Source organism: Streptomyces sp. NPDC046915 (assembly GCF_040644935.1).
Classification (GTDB): Bacteria; Actinomycetota; Actinomycetes; order Streptomycetales; family Streptomycetaceae; genus Streptomyces.
Genome location: NZ_JBEYXB010000014.1, coordinates 219707 through 236033, shown reverse-complemented (window position 1 = coordinate 236033; position 16327 = coordinate 219707). Strand labels below are relative to the sequence as shown.

The window sequence follows — 16327 nt, the reverse complement described above, 5'->3', positions numbered from 1 at the left end:
CCGCACGCCGCGCGGCGACTACGCGTCGCCCCCGGCCGCCCCCGGGTCCGCCGCCGACACGTCGAGCAGCTGGTACCGGTCGATGGCCTGCTTGAGCACGGACCGGTCGACCTTGCCCTCGCGCGCCAGCTCGGTCAGCACCGCCACCACGATCGACTGCGCGTCGATGTGGAAGAACCGCCGGGCCGCGCCCCGGGTGTCGGCGAAGCCGAAGCCGTCCGCGCCCAGCGACTGGTACGTGCCCGGCACCCATCGCGCGATCTGGTCCGGAACCGAGCGCATCCAGTCGGACACCGCCACGAACGGACCCTCCGAGCCGGTCAGCTTCCGCGTCACGTACGGCACCCGCTGCTCCTCCTCCGGGTGCAGCAGGTTGTGCTCCTCCACGGCCACGGCCTCGCGGCGCAGCTCGTTCCAGGAGGTCGCGGACCACACGTCGGCCTTGACGTTCCAGTCCGCGGCGAGAATCCGCTGGGCCTCCAGCGCCCACGGGACCGCCACGCCGGACGCCATGATCTGCGCCGGGATCGAGCCCGAGCCGGCGGGACCGATCCGGTGGATGCCCTTGAGGATGCCCTCGACGTCCACGTCGGCCGGCTCGGCCGGGTGCTGGATGGGCTCGTTGTAGACGGTGAGGTAGTAGAAGACGTCCTCGCCGTGCGGGTGCTCCGCGTCCGCGCCGTACATCCGGCGCAGGCCGTCCTGGACGATGTGCGCGATCTCGTACCCGTACGCCGGGTCGTAGGCGACACAGGCCGGGTTCGTCGAGGCGAGCAGCTGCGAGTGGCCGTCCGCGTGCTGGAGGCCCTCACCGGTCAGGGTCGTACGTCCGGCGGTCGCGCCCAGGACGAAACCGCGCGCGAGCTGGTCGGCCATCTGCCAGAACTGGTCGCCGGTGCGCTGGAAACCGAACATCGAGTAGAAGACGTACACCGGGATCAGCGGCTCGCCGTGCGTGGCGTACGCCGAGCCGGCCGCGATCAGCGAGGCCGTGCAGCCCGCCTCCGAGATGCCGTCGTGCAGCATCTGCCCGGTCGGCGACTCCTTGTACGCCAGCAGCAGCTCGCGGTCGACCGACTCGTACTGCTGGCCCAGCGGGTTGTAGATCTTCGCACTCGGGAAGAAGGAGTCCATGCCGAACGTGCGGTACTCGTCCGGCGCGATCAGCACGAACCGCCTGCCGAGCTCCTTGTCCCGCATGAGGTCCTTCAGGAGCCGGACGAAGGCCATGGTCGTCGCGATGGACTGCTGGCCCGAGCCCTTCTTCACCGTCGCGTACGTCTTGTCTTCCGGCAGCGCGAGCGGCTTGGCGCGCAGGACACGCGTCGGGACGTACCCGCCGCAGCCCTTGCGCCGGTCGTGCATGTACTGGATTTCCTCGGAGTTCCGGCCCGGGTGGTAGTACGGCGGCGCGCCGGACTCCAGCTCCTTGTCGGAGATCGGCAGGTGCAGCCGGTCGCGGAAGCGCTTGAGGTCGTCGACCGTCAGCTTCTTCATCTGGTGCGTGGCGTTGCGGCCCTCGAAGTTCGGGCCCAGCGTCCAGCCCTTGACCGTCTTGGCCAGGATGACCGTGGGCTGGCCCTTGTGCTCGTTGGCCGCCTTGAACGCCGCGTAGATCTTCCGGTGGTCGTGACCGCCGCGGCCCAGCATCAGGATCTGGTGGTCGGTCATGTTCTCGACCATGGCGCGCAGCCGGTGGTCGTCGCCGAAGAAGTGCTCGCGGATGTACGACCCGGTCTCGGTGGCGTACGTCTGGAACTGGCCGTCCGGCGTCGTGTTCATCTTGTTGACCAGCACGCCGTCCCGGTCCTGCGCGAGCAGCGGGTCCCAGGAGCGGTCCCAGATCAGCTTGATCACGTTCCAGCCGGCACCCCGGAAGACCGACTCCAGCTCCTGGATGATCTTGCCGTTGCCGCGCACCGGGCCGTCGAGGCGCTGGAGGTTGCAGTTGACGACGAAGGTCAGGTTGTCCAGGCCCTCACGGGCGGCGATGCTCAGCTGGCCGAGCGACTCCGGCTCGTCCATCTCGCCGTCGCCGAGGAACGCCCACACGTGCGACTTGGAGGTGTCCGCGATGCCGCGCGCCTCCATGTAGCGGTTCATCCGCGCCTGGTAGATCGCGCCGAGGGGGCCGAGACCCATGGAGACGGTGGGGAACTCCCAGAAGTCCGGCATGGAGCGCGGGTGCGGGTAGCTGGACAGGCCGTCGGGGTACTTCGACTTCTCCTGGCGGAAGCCGTCCAGCTGCCGCTCGGAGAGCCGGTCGAGCAGGAACGCGCGCGCGTAGATGCCGGGGGAGGCGTGGCCCTGGAAGAAGACCTGGTCGCCGCCGTCGCCCTCGTCCTTGCCGCGGAAGAAGTGGTTGAAGCCCACGTCGTACAGGGAGGCGGAGGAGGCGAACGTGGCGATGTGGCCGCCGACGCCGATGCCGGGGCGCTGCGCGCGCGAGACCATCACGGCCGCGTTCCAGCGGGTCGCGTTGAGGATCTTGCGCTCGATCTCCTCGTTGCCGGGGAAGAACGGCTCGCTCTTGGTGGGGATGGTGTTGACGTAGTCCGTGCTGCGCATCTCGGGCACGGCCACGCGCTTCTCGCGAGCCCTCTCGATCAGGCGCAGCATGAGATAGCGGGCCCGTTCCCGGCCTCGCTCGTCGACGGCGGCGTCCAGGGAGTCGAGCCACTCCTGGGTCTCTTCGGGATCGAAGTCAGGAACCTGACTCGGAAGGCCGCCAATGATGATCGGGTTGCGATCGGATCCGGAAGCCACGCTGTTCCTTACCTGTCAGAGGGCCAGTGTTAGTTGCTCGTGCCACATCGTTCCCCATCGTGTACCTCGGGAAGGCGTACGTCATCTCTACCGTGAGGTAACCGAGGTGTCCGTACGGTCCCCCTCTAGCGGCACTCGGGCAGGCCCGGCCAAAACGCAACGATACGCCCGACGGGTGACGGACTTGGCATAGTTGTTCGAGGGTCGTGCCCGCGGATGATTTTGAATGATTTCAAACCTCGCAAACCGGGCACAAGGGTGTGGTGTACGTCGGCCGGGCTCGCGATACGGTGCCGTAAGTTGCGGCGACACGGCCGGGATCGTCACCGTTTCGGCGGTCCGGAGGGCCGGGTACTTGCGCGATCCGCCCCGCCCGTGTGGACTACGGCCAATGCTTCGCGCACGCGCGTGGCTGAGATATTCACCAAGACATGATCAGGAGGCAACCCGTGAGCGCGACCGCGGACCACGCGGAGGAGCGGACGAGCCCTGCCGTCAGGCTGGGGTTCCAGCCCGAGCAGGTGGTCCAGGAGATCGGCTACGACGACGACGTCGACCAGGAGCTCCGCGAGTCCATCGAGGAAGTCATCAGCGGCGAGCTGATGGACGAGGACTACGACGACGTGGCCGACGCCGTGGTGCTGTGGTTCCGCGACGATGACGGCGACCTGACCGATGCACTGGTGGACGCCACCACGTACATCGAGGAAGGCGGCGCCATCCTGCTCCTCACGCCGAAGACCGGCCGGACGGGGTACGTGGAGCCGAGCGACATCTCGGAAGCCGCGGCCACCGCGGGGCTGACGGCGTCCAAGAGCGTCAGCGTGGGCAAGGACTGGAGCGGCTCGCGCCTGGCGACGCCGAAGGCCGCGAAGTCCAAGAGGTAGCCCCCCTCGTCCCGGACACCGGACGGGCCGAGCCGTGCTCGGCCCGTCCGCCGCCCCGGAGCGGGCGCTGCGTAGGGTGTTCCCACCCGAACAGCCCCACCGAAGGGAAGCAGGACGAATGGCGATCCAGGTCGGCGACAAGGCCCCCGGCTTCGAACTGAAGGACAACCACGGCAGGACCGTGAAGCTGTCCGACTTCCACGGCCGGAAGAACGTGGTGCTGCTCTTCTACCCCTTCGCCTTCACCGGCGTCTGCACCGGCGAGCTGTGCGAGGTGCGGGACAACCTGCCGCAGTTCGACGACCGCGAGACCCAGGTGCTCGCCGTCTCCAACGACTCCATCCACACCCTGCGCGTCTTCGCCGAGCAGGAGGGCCTCGAGTACCCGCTGCTGAGCGACTTCTGGCCGCACGGCGAGGTCTCCCGCGCCTACGGCGTCTTCGCCGAGGACAAGGGCTGCGCCGTGCGCGGCACCTTCGTCATCGACAAGGAGGGCGTGGTCCGCTGGACCGTCGTCAACGCGCTTCCGGACGCCCGTGACCTGAATGAGTACGTCAAGGCGCTCGACACCCTGTGATTCTTCACCTCCAGGGACTGCGGGGTGCGGGAACCCGTCACTAGGATCGAATCGTTGATCCGGTATCCGACGCACGACGGGGCTCCCCGCCCCTGGACACCACATGGAGGACCCGTGGGAGTCAGCCTCAGCAAGGGCGGCAACGTATCGCTGACGAAGGAGGCCCCGGGCCTGACCGCCGTCATCGTCGGTCTGGGGTGGGACGTCCGCACCACGACCGGCACCGACTTCGACCTCGACGCCAGCGCGCTGCTGCTGAACAACTCCGGCAAGGTCGCGAGCGACCAGCACTTCGTCTTCTTCAACAACCTCAAGAGCCCCGACGGCTCGGTCGAGCACACCGGTGACAACATCACCGGTGAGGGCGAGGGCGACGACGAGCAGATCAAGGTCAATCTGGCCGGCGTCCCGGCCGACATCGAGAAGATCGTCTTCCCGGTCTCGATCTACGACGCGGAGAACCGCCAGCAGTCCTTCGGCCAGGTCCGCAACGCGTTCATCCGCGTCGTCAACCAGGCGGGCGAACAGGAGATCGCCCGGTACGACCTGAGCGAGGACGCCTCCACCGAGACGGCCATGGTCTTCGGTGAGCTGTACCGGCACGGCGCGGAGTGGAAGTTCCGCGCCATCGGCCAGGGCTATGCCTCGGGCCTGCGCGGGATCGCCCAGGACTTCGGCGTCAACGTCTGAGGTACCCCGCTCGCTCTGTCCGGCGCCGCACCGTTTACGGTCGGCGCCGGACGCGCAGGACAACCGAAGAAGAGCAACATCCCGGGGAGGACCAGCAACATGGGCGTCACGCTCGCCAAGGGAGGCAATGTCTCCCTCTCCAAGGCCGCACCGAACCTCACCAACGTCATGATCGGACTCGGCTGGGACGCCCGCTCCACCACCGGCGCCCCCTTCGACCTGGACGCCAGCGCGCTGCTGTGCACCAGCGGAAGGGTGCTCGGCGACGAGTGGTTCGTCTTCTACAACCAGCTCAAGAGCCCGGACGGCTCGGTCGAGCACACCGGCGACAACCTCACCGGTGAGGGCGAGGGCGACGACGAGTCGATCCTGGTCGACCTCCAGAAGGTGCCGGCCGGCTGCGACAAGATCGTCTTCCCCGTCTCCATCCACCAGGCGGACGAGCGCGGCCAGACCTTCGGCCAGGTCTCCAACGCCTTCATCCGGGTCGTCAACCAGGCCGACGGCCAGGAACTGGCCCGCTACGACCTCAGCGAGGACGCCTCCACCGAGACCGCCATGATCTTCGGCGAGCTCTACCGCTACGGCGGCGAATGGAAGTTCCGCGCGGTGGGCCAGGGGTACGCGTCGGGACTGCGGGGCATCGCCCTGGACTTCGGGGTCAACGTCTCGTAAAGGTCAAGGCCGGAATGCCCCTCCTGGTCGGGCTTGAGGGCCACGCTCTAGACTTCGGGGTCAACAGTGAGTAAAGCCGAGTACGGCCCGGGGCGGACCCGTACCGACACGATGGGGTAAGCAGTGCTTCTCAAAACCTTCGGCTGGTCGTTCGCGGTCACCGCGCTCGGCCTGGTCGCCGCGATCTTCTACGGGGGGTGGGAAGCCTTCGGCATCGTGGCCATCCTCGCCGTCCTGGAGATCTCGCTGTCCTTCGACAACGCGGTGGTCAACGCCGGGATCCTGAAGAAGATGAACGCCTTCTGGCAGAAGATCTTCCTCACGGTCGGCGTGCTCATCGCGGTCTTCGGCATGCGGCTGGTCTTCCCGGTCGTGATCGTCGCCGTCACCGCCAAGATGGGACCGATCGAGGCCGTCGACCTGGCGCTGAACAACAAGGACCACTACCAGCAGCTGGTCACCGACGCGCACCCGGCGATCGCGGCCTTCGGCGGCATGTTCCTGCTGATGATCTTCCTCGACTTCATCTTCGAGGACCGGGACATCCAGTGGCTGCGCTGGATCGAGCGCCCCCTGGCCAAGCTCGGCAAGGTCGACATGCTGTCGGTCTGCATCGCGCTGATCGTCCTGCTGATCACCTCCTTCACCTTCGCCACCCACGCCCACCAGCACGGCGGCGCGCACGTCGACAAGGCGCAGACGGTGCTGATCGCCGGCATCGCCGGTCTGATCACGTACATGATCGTCGGGGGCCTCTCCGGCTACTTCGAGGACAGGCTCGAGGAGGACGAGGAGCGCGAGCACGAGGAGGAGGAAGAAGCCGCCCGCACCGGCAAGAAGCGGTCCGCGGTCGTGCTGGCCGGCCAGGCCGCGTTCTTCATGTTCCTCTACCTCGAGGTCCTCGACGCGTCCTTCTCCTTCGACGGTGTGATCGGCGCGTTCGCCATCACCAACGACATCGTCCTGATGGCGCTGGGCCTGGGCATCGGCGCGATGTACGTCCGGTCGCTCACCGTCTACCTGGTCCGCCAGGGCACCCTGGACGACTACGTCTACCTGGAGCACGGCGCCCACTACGCGATCGGCGCGCTGGCCGTGATCCTCATGGTCACCATCCAGTACGAGATCAACGAGGTCATCACCGGCCTCGTCGGCGTCGTCCTGATCGCCTGGTCCTTCTGGTCCTCCGTCCGCCGCAACCGCGCCCTGGCGGCCGCGGAGGGCGAGACGGACGCGAAGGCCGAGGTCTCGTCCGGAGTGTGACGGCCCTCCGGCCGAGGAACGCTCTGAGCGGGGCGGCCGTCTACGGCGGCCGCCCCCTTCGCTTGTGATCTGAGTAGCTGGGGGCGGGAATGGGATTCTTCGACGGGCTGCTGGGCGCGCGTGCGAACGACTTCGACTCGGGCAGCGCCGCGAGCAACGCCATCGAGCTCACCAAGCGGCACCACCAGGTGTCGCTCACCAAGCAGGGCGCGGCCACCGGGCACCTGCGCGTCAATCTGACCTGGCGGATGCGGACGTCCGACTTCGGTGGCGGTCCGCGCGGGGGCCTGTTCCGGCGCCCCTTCCAGGCGCTCAAGCCGCCGGAGATCCTCGGGCACGGGCAGAGCATGGTCAACGTCGACCTCGACCTGGGCTGCCTGTACGAGCTCACGGACGGCACCAAGGGCGTGGTGCAGCCCCTCGGCGGCTACCTCGGGGATGCCAACGGGCCGCCGTACGTCAAGCTCAGCGGCGACGACCGGTTCGGCTCCGCGTCCGGCGAGACGATGTACGTCAACCTCGATCACCGGGACAACATCAAGCGCCTGCTGGTCTTCGTCTACATCTACGACCAGACGCCGGCGTTCGACCGCACGCACGCGATCGTCACCCTGTACCCGAGCAACGGCCCCCGCATCGAGATAGGCCTGGACGAGCGTCACCAGCAGGCCCGCTCCTGCGCCGTGGTGATGATCGAGAACATCAAGGGCGAGCTGGTCGTCCGCCGCGAGGTGAAGTTCGTCTACGGGTTCCAGGCCGAACTCGACCGGCTGTACGGGTGGGGACTCCAGTGGGGGCGCGGTTACAAGACCAAGGCGGAGAAGTGACCCCCGGGCCCGCTCAGCGTACGAACTGCGGTCCCTGGGGCGGCAGGCGGAAGTCCGGGTCCGGGGCGACCGTCGCCGCGGGCGGGTAGCCGTACGCCGGCGGGCTCGCGGAGCTCGTCGGCTGGGGGTATCCGTAGGCGGGCTGCGTGGTCGCGGGCTGCTGCTGGGGATAGCCGTACGCGGGCTGCGGCGGGACCGAGGTCGTCGGCTGCTCGGGGGGCAGCGGCTGCGACGGGGAGGGCTCCTCCGCCGCCTCCGACTCGTCCACCGAGATGCCGAAGTCGGTCGCCAGGCCCTTGAGGCCGTTGGAGTAGCCCTCGCCCAGCGCGCGGAACTTCCAGCCCTCGCCACGCCGGTACAGCTCACCGCAGATCAGCGCGGTCTCGGCGCCGGTCTCGGGCTTGATGTCGAAGTGGGCCAGCGGCTCCCCGTCCGCGACGGTCGCGTCGTACAGCAGGATGCGCAGGGCCTGTACGTGCTCGAAGGGGATACCGTCCGCCGAAGCGACCAGGAGAATCCGGCCGACGCCGGGCTCGACACCGGTGAGATCCGTCTGGATCGTGTCGGTGAGGCCCTCGGCGGCACGCTTCTTGCCGAGCCGCCACACCTTCCCGGAGGGGTGCCGGGGCTGGTTGTAGAACACGAAGTCCTCGTCGGAGCGCACACGGCCGTCGGGGCCGAGGAGCAGCGCCGAGGCGTCGACGTCCGGGACTCCCTGCCCGGGCGCCCAGCGCAGCACGGCGCGCACCGTCGTGGCTTCGAGAGGGACGTTCGACCCCTTCAGCATCGCGTGCGTCATGCGGTCATCCTGCCCTCTCGGTCCTGGTCACGACAATGCGGGGTCCGGCTGCGGAAAATCACGCGTACACGCCCGCCGTTACTTGAAATTCATGGCCCGGGGGAACCCAGGACATGGACGTCTACGTACTATTACCGGCCACCTGTTTTCAGAATCCACAGGCTTACTTCGTGCCACGGGGGAGTTCCATGCGTCATTTCGGGCACATCGCCCCTGAGGTGCGGCGGCGCCTCTTCCACCAGGAGCCGTGCGAGTTCACCGCCGACTCCCCGGCCCGGCTGCTGTCCGCGGCCCTGGGCGCCACCCTGTACAGCCCCGCCACCCGGCCGCGGCTCGCCGACGACATCGTCAAGCAGGCCGGCAGCGGCGTGGTCTCGATGGTGCTGTGCCTGGAGGACTCGATCGACGACGCGGACGTCGTGGAGGGCGAGGAGAACCTCGTACGCCAGTTCGCCGACCTGGCCGCGCGGGACGGTGCCGAGCTGCCCCTGCTCTTCATCCGGGTCCGGGTGCCCGAGCAGATCCCCGACCTGGCCCGCCGTCTCGGCCCCGCCGTCCGGCTGCTGTCCGGATTCGTCATGCCCAAGTTCACCGAGGAGCGCGGCATCCTCTTCCTGGAGGCGCTGGCCACGGCGGAGGCGGAGAGCGGGCGGCGGCTGTTCGCCATGCCGGTGCTGGAGTCGCCCGAGCTGTTGTACCGGGAGTCGCGGGTCGACGCCCTGGAGGGGATCTTCCGGGCGGTCGACAAGTACCGCGACCGGGTGCTCGCCCTGCGCCTCGGGGTGACCGACTTCTGCTCCTCCTACGGGCTGCGCCGGGCCCCCGACATGACCGCGTACGACGTGCAGATCGTCGCCTCCGTGATCGCCGACGTGGTGAACATGCTGGGGCGGGCCGACGGCACGGGGTTCACGGTGACCGGGCCGGTGTGGGAGTACTTCCGGGTACCCGAACGCATGTTCAAGCCGATGCTGCGGAGCAGTCCCTTCCTGGAGGGGCAGGCCGTGGGGCTGCGCGAGCGGCTCATCGAGCACGCGATGGACGGGCTGCTGCGGGAGATCTCCCTGGACCAGGCCAACGGCCTGCTCGGCAAGACCTGCATCCACCCCTCGCACGTGCTTCCCGTGCACGCGCTGTCCGTGGTCAGCCACGAGGAGTTCAGCGACGCGGCGGACATCCTGCGGCCGGAACGGGGCGGTGGGGGTGTACTCCGGTCGGCCTACACGAACAAGATGAACGAGGTGAAGCCGCACCGCGCCTGGGCCGAGCGGACCATGCTGCGCGCCGAGGTGTTCGGCGTCGCCAACGAGGACGTCGGCTTCGTGGAGCTGCTCGCCGCCGGGATACCCGGCTGAACACAAGGGACACATGAACAAGGCAGTGAACGACGGGGTCTGGTCCGGCGCCTGGGTCACCGAGCGGCTCGGGGTCGAACTCAAGGGCGACGACGTGCTGACGGGCCTGCTGGGGATGGCCCTGCGCCGCAACCCCAAGCGGGCCCACCTGCTCGTCTCCAATGTGCTGGGCAAGCACGTACCGCAGTCGCCGTCCGTGGTGTACGGCCACGGGGTCGCCCTCGGCCGCCGGGTCCGTGAGCTGCTCGGCGACGAGGAGGCGGCCCGCGCGGTCGTCCTCGGCTACGCGGAGACCGCCACCGGCCTCGGCCACTCGGTCGCCGACGGCCTCGGCCTCGCCCCGTACCTGCACTCCACCCGCCGCCCGGTCGCCGGTGTCGCCCCGGCGGGCGGCTTCGAGGAGTCCCACTCGCACGCCACCTCCCACCTGCTGCTCCCCGCGTACCCCGCGCTGCTGGCGGGGGACGGCCCGCTGGTCCTCGTCGACGACGAGTTCTCCACCGGCAACACGGTCCTGAACACCATCCGCGACCTGCACGAGCGCCATCCGCGGCGGCGGTACGTCGTGGTCGCCCTGGTCGACATGCGCTCCCCGCGGGACGCGGGCCGCCTCGCGGACTTCGCCCAGCGGATCGGGGCCCGCGTGGACCTGATCGCCGCCGCCTCCGGCACGGTCCTCCTGCCGGAGGGGGTGCTGGCGAAGGGACAGGAACTGGTGGCGCGGTACGAGACGTCCGCCGACGGAGCCACCGCGGAAGCGGGAGCAGCCGGGCCGGGGGAGCAGGTGACCGGTGCCGCCGCGGCCGGCGGCCGGGCCGCAACCGAGGGCGCCGCGTCTCAGGCGGCGGGCCGCGCGGCGGATGCGGCAGTGGCCGGGGCAGGAGGCCGGCCGGCCGACGCCGCCGTGCTCGGTGGCCGGGCGGCCGAGGGCGCCGCGGCGACGTGGGCCCGAGCAGCCGGGCCGGCGAGCCGTGAAGCTGTGGCCGGCCCGGCCGGGGCAGGCGGCGCCAGTGCGGCCGGTGGCCGGGCGGCCGGGGGTGTCACGCCGGAGGCGGTGGCCGGCGGGGTGGATTCCGCCGGGGTCGCCGCGGGGCGGGACGGCGAGGCCCAGGCGGGTGGGCGTGGGCGGGTTGTCCGCGTGCCGCTCGGTTGGCCCGGCGGGGTTCCCGACGGGGGCCGGCACGGGTTCACGCCCGCGGACCGCACCCGTCTGGAGCAGGCGCTGCCGGGCATGGCCGCCCGGGTCGCCGAAGCACTGCCCGAAGGCGCCCGGCGGGTGCTCGTGCTCGGGTTCGAGGAGCTGATGTACGCCCCGCTGCGGCTGGCGGAGGCGCTGGAGCGGGTGGTGGAGGGTGAGGTGCGGTACTCCACCACCACCCGGTCACCCGTGCTCGCGGTCGACGACCCGGGCTACGCGATACGCAGCCGAATCGTTTTCCCCGCCCATGACGACCCCGCCGACGGCCCCGGCGAGCGCTACGCCTACAACGTCGCGGGCGCCGGCTTCGACGCGGTCGTCGCCGTCGTCGACTCGGTTGCCGACACACCCGCGCTGCACGCCCCGCACGGCCTCCTGGCCCGACTGGCCGAGCATGTCCCGTACGTCCTCCTCGGCGTCGTACCGTCATACGTCCCCGAGCCCCCGCACGCCCCCGAAAGGCCAGCCATGCTGCCCGAGCCCCTCCGCGGCCCCGCCTTCTCCTCGTACGCGCCCGAGGAGGTCGGCTGGCTGCTCCAGGACCTCTCGGACGTGACGCTGGAGGCGCCGACCGAGGAGCGCGAGGAGGCGATCCAGAGCGGCGGCGCGCACTACGCCGAGTCGCTGCCCGTCGAGTACCAGCCGAGCGAGCAGTACCAGGCGCTGTTCCACGCGGCCCTCCAGGTCTCGGCGACACGGATCGCGCAGGCCGTCGGAGTCGTGACCGAGACCGTGATCGCCGAGCGGTCGCCCCGCCCGGTGCTGGTCTCCCTGGCCCGCGCGGGCACCCCCGTCGGCGTGCTGATGCGCCGCTGGGCGAAGTTCCGGCACGGTCTGGAGCTGCCGCACTACGCCGTGTCGATCGTGCGCGGCCGGGGCATCGACGCCAACGCCCTGCGCTGGCTGGCGGCCCACCACGACCCCCGGGACGTCGTCTTCGTCGACGGCTGGACCGGCAAGGGCGCGATCACCCGCGAACTCGCCGACGCCCTTGAGGAGTTCGCGGACTCCGACGGGATCACCGGTTTCGACCCGGAGATCGCGGTACTGGCCGACCCGGGCTCGTGCGTGCGGACGTACGGCACCCGCGACGACTTCCTCATCCCCTCCGCCTGCCTCAACTCGACCGTCTCCGGCCTGATCTCCCGCACCGTGCTGCGCGCCGACCTGGTGGGCCCGCACGACTTCCACGGCGCGAAGTTCTACCGCGAACTGGCCGCCACGGACGTGTCCGTGGCCTTCCTGGACGCGGTCTCCGCCCGCTTCCAGGAGGTCGCCGACGGCGTGGACGCGGCCGTGAAGGAACTGGCCGCCGGCGACCGCACGCCCAGCTGGGAGGGCTGGAAGGCGGTGGAGCGCATCAGCGAGGAGTACGGCATCCACGACGTGAACCTCGTCAAGCCGGGCGTCGGCGAGACCACGCGCGTGCTGCTGCGCCGGGTGCCGTGGAAGATCCTGGCCCGTGCCGGGGCGGGCCCCGACCTCGACCACGTACGCCTGCTGGCCGAGCAACGCGGCGTACCCGTCGAGGAGGTCGACGAGCTGCCGTACACCTGCGTGGGCCTGATCCACCCCAAGTACACGCGCGGCGCGACCGGTGCCGACGGCAAGGCGGTGAACGTCTGATGCCGGTGCTGGCGGCGAGCGACCTCGACCGAACGCTGATCTACTCCGCGGCGGCCCTCGCGCTGACCATGCCGGACGCGAGGGCGCCCCGGCTGCTGTGCGTGGAGGTGCACGAGAGCAGACCGCTGTCGTACATGACGGAGACGGCTGCCGAGCTGCTCACCGAGCTCGGGGACACGGCGGTGTTCGTACCGACGACCACCCGTACCCGCAAGCAGTACCAGCGCATCAACCTGCCGGGCCCGGAACCCGAGTACGCGATCTGCGCCAACGGCGGCCACCTGCTGGTGGACGGCGTCTCGGACCCCGACTGGCACCGGGAGGTGACCGACCGGCTGGCCGGCGAGTGCGCGCCGCTCGCCGAGGTGCAGGAGCACCTGCTGCGGACCGCCGACCCGGTCTGGGTGCGCAAGCACCGCGTCGCCGAGGACCTCTTCGCCTACCTCGTCGTCGAGCGCGAACTGCTGCCCGAGGACTGGGTGAAGGAGCTCGCCGTGTGGGCGGAGAACCTCGGCTGGACGGTCTCCCTCCAGGGCCGCAAGCTCTACGCCGTTCCGGGGCCGCTCACCAAGAGCGCCGCCGTCCGCGAGGTCGCCCGCCGCACCGGCGCGGACCTCGTCCTCGGCGCGGGCGACTCGCTCCTCGACGCCGATCTGCTGCTGGCCGTCGACCGGGGCTGGCGCCCGGGCCACGGCGAGCTGGCCGACACCAGCTGGACGGCTCCCGGGATCACGGCGCTGCCCGAGCGCGGGGTGCTGGCGGGGGAGCGGATCACCCGCGAGTTCCTCAGGGCCGCGCAGGCGCCCAGGTAACCGCGCTCAGCCGCAGCAGCCGCCGCCGCAGCACCCGCCACCGCCGCCGCCCGCGCGCGGCGCGGGTGCCGGCGCGGCCGCCGAGCCGCCCACCGCGACCGTGGACAGCAGCTTGACCGTGTCCTCGTGACCGGCGGGGCAGGCCGCCGGAGCGGAGGACTCGGCCATGGGACGGCTCAGTTCGAAGGTGTCTCCACAACTGCGGCACCGGTACTCGTAGCGAGGCATGCCGATAGGCTAACCGCCGGGGCCGTGACAAGGGCAGCTCAGAGTTTCATGAGTGTTGATTTCTGTCCGGCACGTGTGCGGAGATTTTGCAAAGATCGCTGGTAATTTGTGAGCGCCGCGAGGAGCCGCAAGTCCGGAGCGAGACCGGGGGAAGAGGGGGGCGTACGCCGCGTGAGCGGCGGTCAAGTCCACCCGCTGAGTCTGCCCGCGCGCAAGAACGAGTGCGGAGGGAGACGCAGTAGTGACCGAGGCAGGGCAGGGGGAGGGTCTCCCGGAGGACGACCGCCGTCCCCGGAAACGCCGAGCTGCGCCGAACGAGCGGCCGGCGGCGGGCCCTTCGCTGCCGCCGGACGAAACGATGCAGCTGAACGTCGACGCTTTGCGCAAAGCGGACGAGACCATGCAGCTGAGCGTCGAGGCCCTCCGTAAGGACGCCGCCCGCAAGGAGGCGCTGGGCAGGGACGCCCACGACTGGGACGCCGACGGCGGGAGCGCGCCGCCCAGACCCGACGAGACGATGGCACTGCGCGTGTCCCGGTTGCGGGAGACCGTCCGCACGCCCGGTCGGCGCGCCGACCGCCGCAAGCCGCGCGGTAAGCGCACGATGCCCCCCGCCGTTGCTCGTGTCACCGCCACCGCCGCGCGGTACCTCGCCCCGCTCGCCGCGCGAATATCCCCCTACGCCCGGAAGCTGAAGCCGGTCTACCCGCGCCCCGGCCGCACCGGCTGGCGCCGCTGGATGCCCTCCTGGCGGCAGTGGCTGGGGGCCTGGCTCACCGCGATCGGCCTGACCGGCATGTTCCTGGTCGTCGCCTACGCCGTCACCGACATACCGGACAACCTCAACACGTACGCCACCCAGCAGGACAACGTCTACTTCTGGTCCGACGGCACGCCCATGGCCCGCACCGGCTGGGTGCAGCGGCAGGCGATGCCACTGAAGGACATACCCCAGGACGTCCGCTGGGCGGTCCTCGCGGCGGAGAACGAGAACTTCTACAGCGACCCCGGCATCTCCTTCAAGGGCATCACCCGGGCCCTGTGGCGCACGGTCGGCCAAGGGGACACCGAGGGCGGCTCCACCATCACCCAGCAGTACGTCAAGAACGTCTACCTGACCCAGAACCAGACCGTCAGCCGCAAGTTCACCGAGGCGATGATCGCCCTCAAGCTCGACAACAAGATGAGCAAGGACCAGATCCTCGAGGGCTACCTCAACACCAGCTGGTTCGGCCGCGGCACCTACGGCATCCAGCGCGCGGCCCAGGCCTACTACGGCAAGGACGTCAGCAAGCTCAACGCCTCCGAGGCCGCCTGTCTCGCCGGCCTGCTCAAGGGCGCCGGCCTGTACGACCCCACGCTCGGCAAGGCCAACCACAAGCGGGCCGTGGAGCGCTGGTCCTGGATCCTGGACCGGATGGTCAAGATCGGCAAGCTGTCGCCGCAGGAGCGGGCCAAGTACACGAAGTTCCCCGACCCGCTGAAGACCAACCCGCTGTACGACACGGGTGAGCAGAGCGACTACCTGGTGGAGCTCGCGTCCCAGTACGCCAAGAAGTCCGCGCACCTCACGGACCAGCAGTTCGACCTGGGCGGCTACCAGATCTACACGACCTTCGACCACAAGCGGGAGAAGGCGCTCACCGACGCCGTGGCCAAGGCCCGCAAGCAGGCCAAGCAGGACCACCCCGAGGAAGCGAAGGCCGGGCACTACGGGGCCGCCTCGGTGGCCACCGACGGCCGGATCCTCGCCGTCTACGGCGGCCCCGACCACCGTACCCAGGGCTACAACGAGTCCAACGCGTCCACCGTCAAGGCGGGTTCGGCGTTCCAGCCGTTCGTCTACGCCGCCGGGCTCGAGCACGGCATCGTCAAGAAGCGCAACGGGGTCCCGAGCCCCGTCTCGCCCGAGACGGTCTATGACGGCGACGACGGCCACATCGTCACCACGCCCGAGGGGCCCTACTGGGACCGCAGCGGCAAGCGGGTCACCGCCCACAACGACGACGGCAAGTCCTACGGGCAGATCACCCTGGACAAGGCGCTCGCCCAGTCGGTGAACGTGCCCTTCATGCAGCTCGGCATGGACACCGGCCTCGACAAGGTGACCCGGACCGCCGAGGCGTCCGGTCTGCTCGCCTCCAGCATCGGCCCGCAGGTGCCCGCGCTGTCCATGGGCAACTCCACGCCCAGCGCGATCCGGATGGCCGGCGGATACGCCACGTTCGCCGCCTCCGGCACGCACACCGAGCCGTACTCGGTGCGCCGGATCACCCGCAACGGCGCCCAGGTCGCCCTGGTCACCCCGCGTGCGCAGCGCGCGGTCGGCGCGAAGGTGGCCGAGGCCGTCAGCCGGGGGCTCACCGAGTCCTTCCGCATCGCACACCCGGCCGGGGCGCCCGTCACGGCCCAGGTGTCCGGGAAGGCCGGAACCACCGAGGACGACACCGCCTCTTGGTACACGGGTACCGCCTCGTCCGTGACCACCGCGGTCGTCGTCTACCGCATCGATCTGGCCAAATCTCTCGAACCGCTGCCGCTCAAGGGACTCGCCGGCACCACCGCGGACAGCGTCCCGTACACCGTATGGTCGAAAGCCATGGGATTCGGCTGATCCCGGTGGC

At 70.0% G+C, this 16327-nt stretch carries 13 protein-coding genes; 10 read left to right on the top strand and 3 right to left on the bottom strand.

Annotated features, from left to right (window positions below):
• Positions 1-18: 18 nt before the first annotated feature.
• The gene (aceE, locus tag ABZ915_RS32425; protein WP_361810611.1) at positions 19-2766 is read right to left on the bottom strand and encodes a pyruvate dehydrogenase (acetyl-transferring), homodimeric type; all 2748 of its coding nucleotides are present in this window, start codon (positions 2764-2766) and stop codon (positions 19-21) included.
• Between the two features lie 449 nt (positions 2767-3215).
• Between aceE and ABZ915_RS32420 the strand changes: the two genes are divergently transcribed.
• The 6 genes from ABZ915_RS32420 (at position 3216) to ABZ915_RS32395 (ending at position 7685) form a co-directional block, all read left to right on the top strand.
• Positions 3216-3653 (top strand): DUF3052 domain-containing protein, encoded by a 438-nt coding sequence (locus ABZ915_RS32420; RefSeq protein WP_361438007.1) that lies wholly within the window; start codon positions 3216-3218, stop codon positions 3651-3653.
• A 118-nt stretch (positions 3654-3771) separates the two neighbouring features.
• Positions 3772-4230, top strand: coding sequence for a peroxiredoxin (locus ABZ915_RS32415; protein WP_361810609.1), 459 nt, complete (start codon positions 3772-3774; stop codon positions 4228-4230).
• Positions 4231-4344: 114 nt separating this feature from the next.
• Positions 4345-4920, top strand: a complete 576-nt coding sequence (locus ABZ915_RS32410; RefSeq protein WP_132851078.1) for a calcium homeostasis/redox stress adaptation protein — start codon at positions 4345-4347, stop codon at positions 4918-4920.
• A gap of 99 nt (positions 4921-5019) precedes the next feature.
• Positions 5020-5595, top strand: coding sequence for a TerD family protein (locus tag ABZ915_RS32405; RefSeq protein WP_361810607.1), 576 nt, complete (start codon positions 5020-5022; stop codon positions 5593-5595).
• A gap of 123 nt (positions 5596-5718) precedes the next feature.
• Entirely contained in the window at positions 5719-6858 is a 1140-nt protein-coding gene (locus tag ABZ915_RS32400; protein WP_361810605.1) for a DUF475 domain-containing protein, read from the top strand.
• Between the two features lie 89 nt (positions 6859-6947).
• Positions 6948-7685 carry a Tellurium resistance gene (locus tag ABZ915_RS32395; protein WP_361810603.1) on the top strand — a complete coding sequence of 246 codons (738 nt, stop codon included), beginning with the start codon at positions 6948-6950 and terminating at the stop codon, positions 7683-7685.
• Between the two features lie 13 nt (positions 7686-7698).
• Here the strand turns inward: ABZ915_RS32395 and ABZ915_RS32390 are convergent, their stop codons facing one another.
• Positions 7699-8484, bottom strand: coding sequence for a TerD family protein (locus ABZ915_RS32390; RefSeq protein ID WP_361810601.1), 786 nt, complete (start codon positions 8482-8484; stop codon positions 7699-7701).
• Positions 8485-8672: 188 nt separating this feature from the next.
• Here ABZ915_RS32390 and ABZ915_RS32385 point away from each other — a divergent pair, with 188 nt between their 5' ends.
• The 3 genes from ABZ915_RS32385 to ABZ915_RS32375 are packed head-to-tail and all read left to right on the top strand — an operon-like array spanning position 8673 to position 13475.
• Positions 8673-9839 (top strand): HpcH/HpaI aldolase/citrate lyase family protein, encoded by a 1167-nt coding sequence (locus ABZ915_RS32385; RefSeq protein ID WP_361810599.1) that lies wholly within the window; start codon positions 8673-8675, stop codon positions 9837-9839.
• A 13-nt stretch (positions 9840-9852) separates the two neighbouring features.
• Complete coding sequence (locus ABZ915_RS32380) at positions 9853-12663, top strand: phosphoribosyltransferase (RefSeq protein WP_361810597.1); 2811 nt, start codon at positions 9853-9855, stop codon at positions 12661-12663.
• Positions 12663-13475 (top strand): HAD family hydrolase, encoded by an 813-nt coding sequence (locus tag ABZ915_RS32375; protein ID WP_361810595.1) that lies wholly within the window; start codon positions 12663-12665, stop codon positions 13473-13475. The genes ABZ915_RS32380 and ABZ915_RS32375 overlap by 1 nt, the downstream gene beginning before the upstream one ends.
• Positions 13476-13481: 6 nt before the next feature.
• On the opposite strand, the gene ABZ915_RS32370 is transcribed toward ABZ915_RS32375, so the two are convergent.
• Entirely contained in the window at positions 13482-13703 is a 222-nt protein-coding gene (locus ABZ915_RS32370; RefSeq protein WP_361437988.1) for a zinc ribbon domain-containing protein, read from the bottom strand.
• A gap of 358 nt (positions 13704-14061) precedes the next feature.
• Here ABZ915_RS32370 and ABZ915_RS32365 point away from each other — a divergent pair, with 358 nt between their 5' ends.
• Positions 14062-16317 (top strand): transglycosylase domain-containing protein, encoded by a 2256-nt coding sequence (locus ABZ915_RS32365; RefSeq protein WP_361810593.1) that lies wholly within the window; start codon positions 14062-14064, stop codon positions 16315-16317.
• Positions 16318-16327: the final 10 nt, after the last annotated feature.

Coding starts and splice junctions, on each gene's coding strand:
- ABZ915_RS32415 (WP_361810609.1), top strand. CDS start 3,772: ATGGCGATCCAGGTCGGCGACAAGGCCCCCGGCTTCGAACTGAAGGAC.
- ABZ915_RS32405 (WP_361810607.1), top strand. CDS start 5,020: ATGGGCGTCACGCTCGCCAAGGGAGGCAATGTCTCCCTCTCCAAGGCC.
- ABZ915_RS32395 (WP_361810603.1), top strand. CDS start 6,948: ATGGGATTCTTCGACGGGCTGCTGGGCGCGCGTGCGAACGACTTCGAC.
- ABZ915_RS32390 (WP_361810601.1), bottom strand. CDS start 8,484: ATGACGCACGCGATGCTGAAGGGGTCGAACGTCCCTCTCGAAGCCACG.
- ABZ915_RS32385 (WP_361810599.1), top strand. CDS start 8,673: ATGCGTCATTTCGGGCACATCGCCCCTGAGGTGCGGCGGCGCCTCTTC.
- ABZ915_RS32380 (WP_361810597.1), top strand. CDS start 9,853: ATGAACAAGGCAGTGAACGACGGGGTCTGGTCCGGCGCCTGGGTCACC.
- ABZ915_RS32375 (WP_361810595.1), top strand. CDS start 12,663: ATGCCGGTGCTGGCGGCGAGCGACCTCGACCGAACGCTGATCTACTCC.
- ABZ915_RS32370 (WP_361437988.1), bottom strand. CDS start 13,703: ATGCCTCGCTACGAGTACCGGTGCCGCAGTTGTGGAGACACCTTCGAA.
- ABZ915_RS32365 (WP_361810593.1), top strand. CDS start 14,062: ATGCAGCTGAACGTCGACGCTTTGCGCAAAGCGGACGAGACCATGCAG.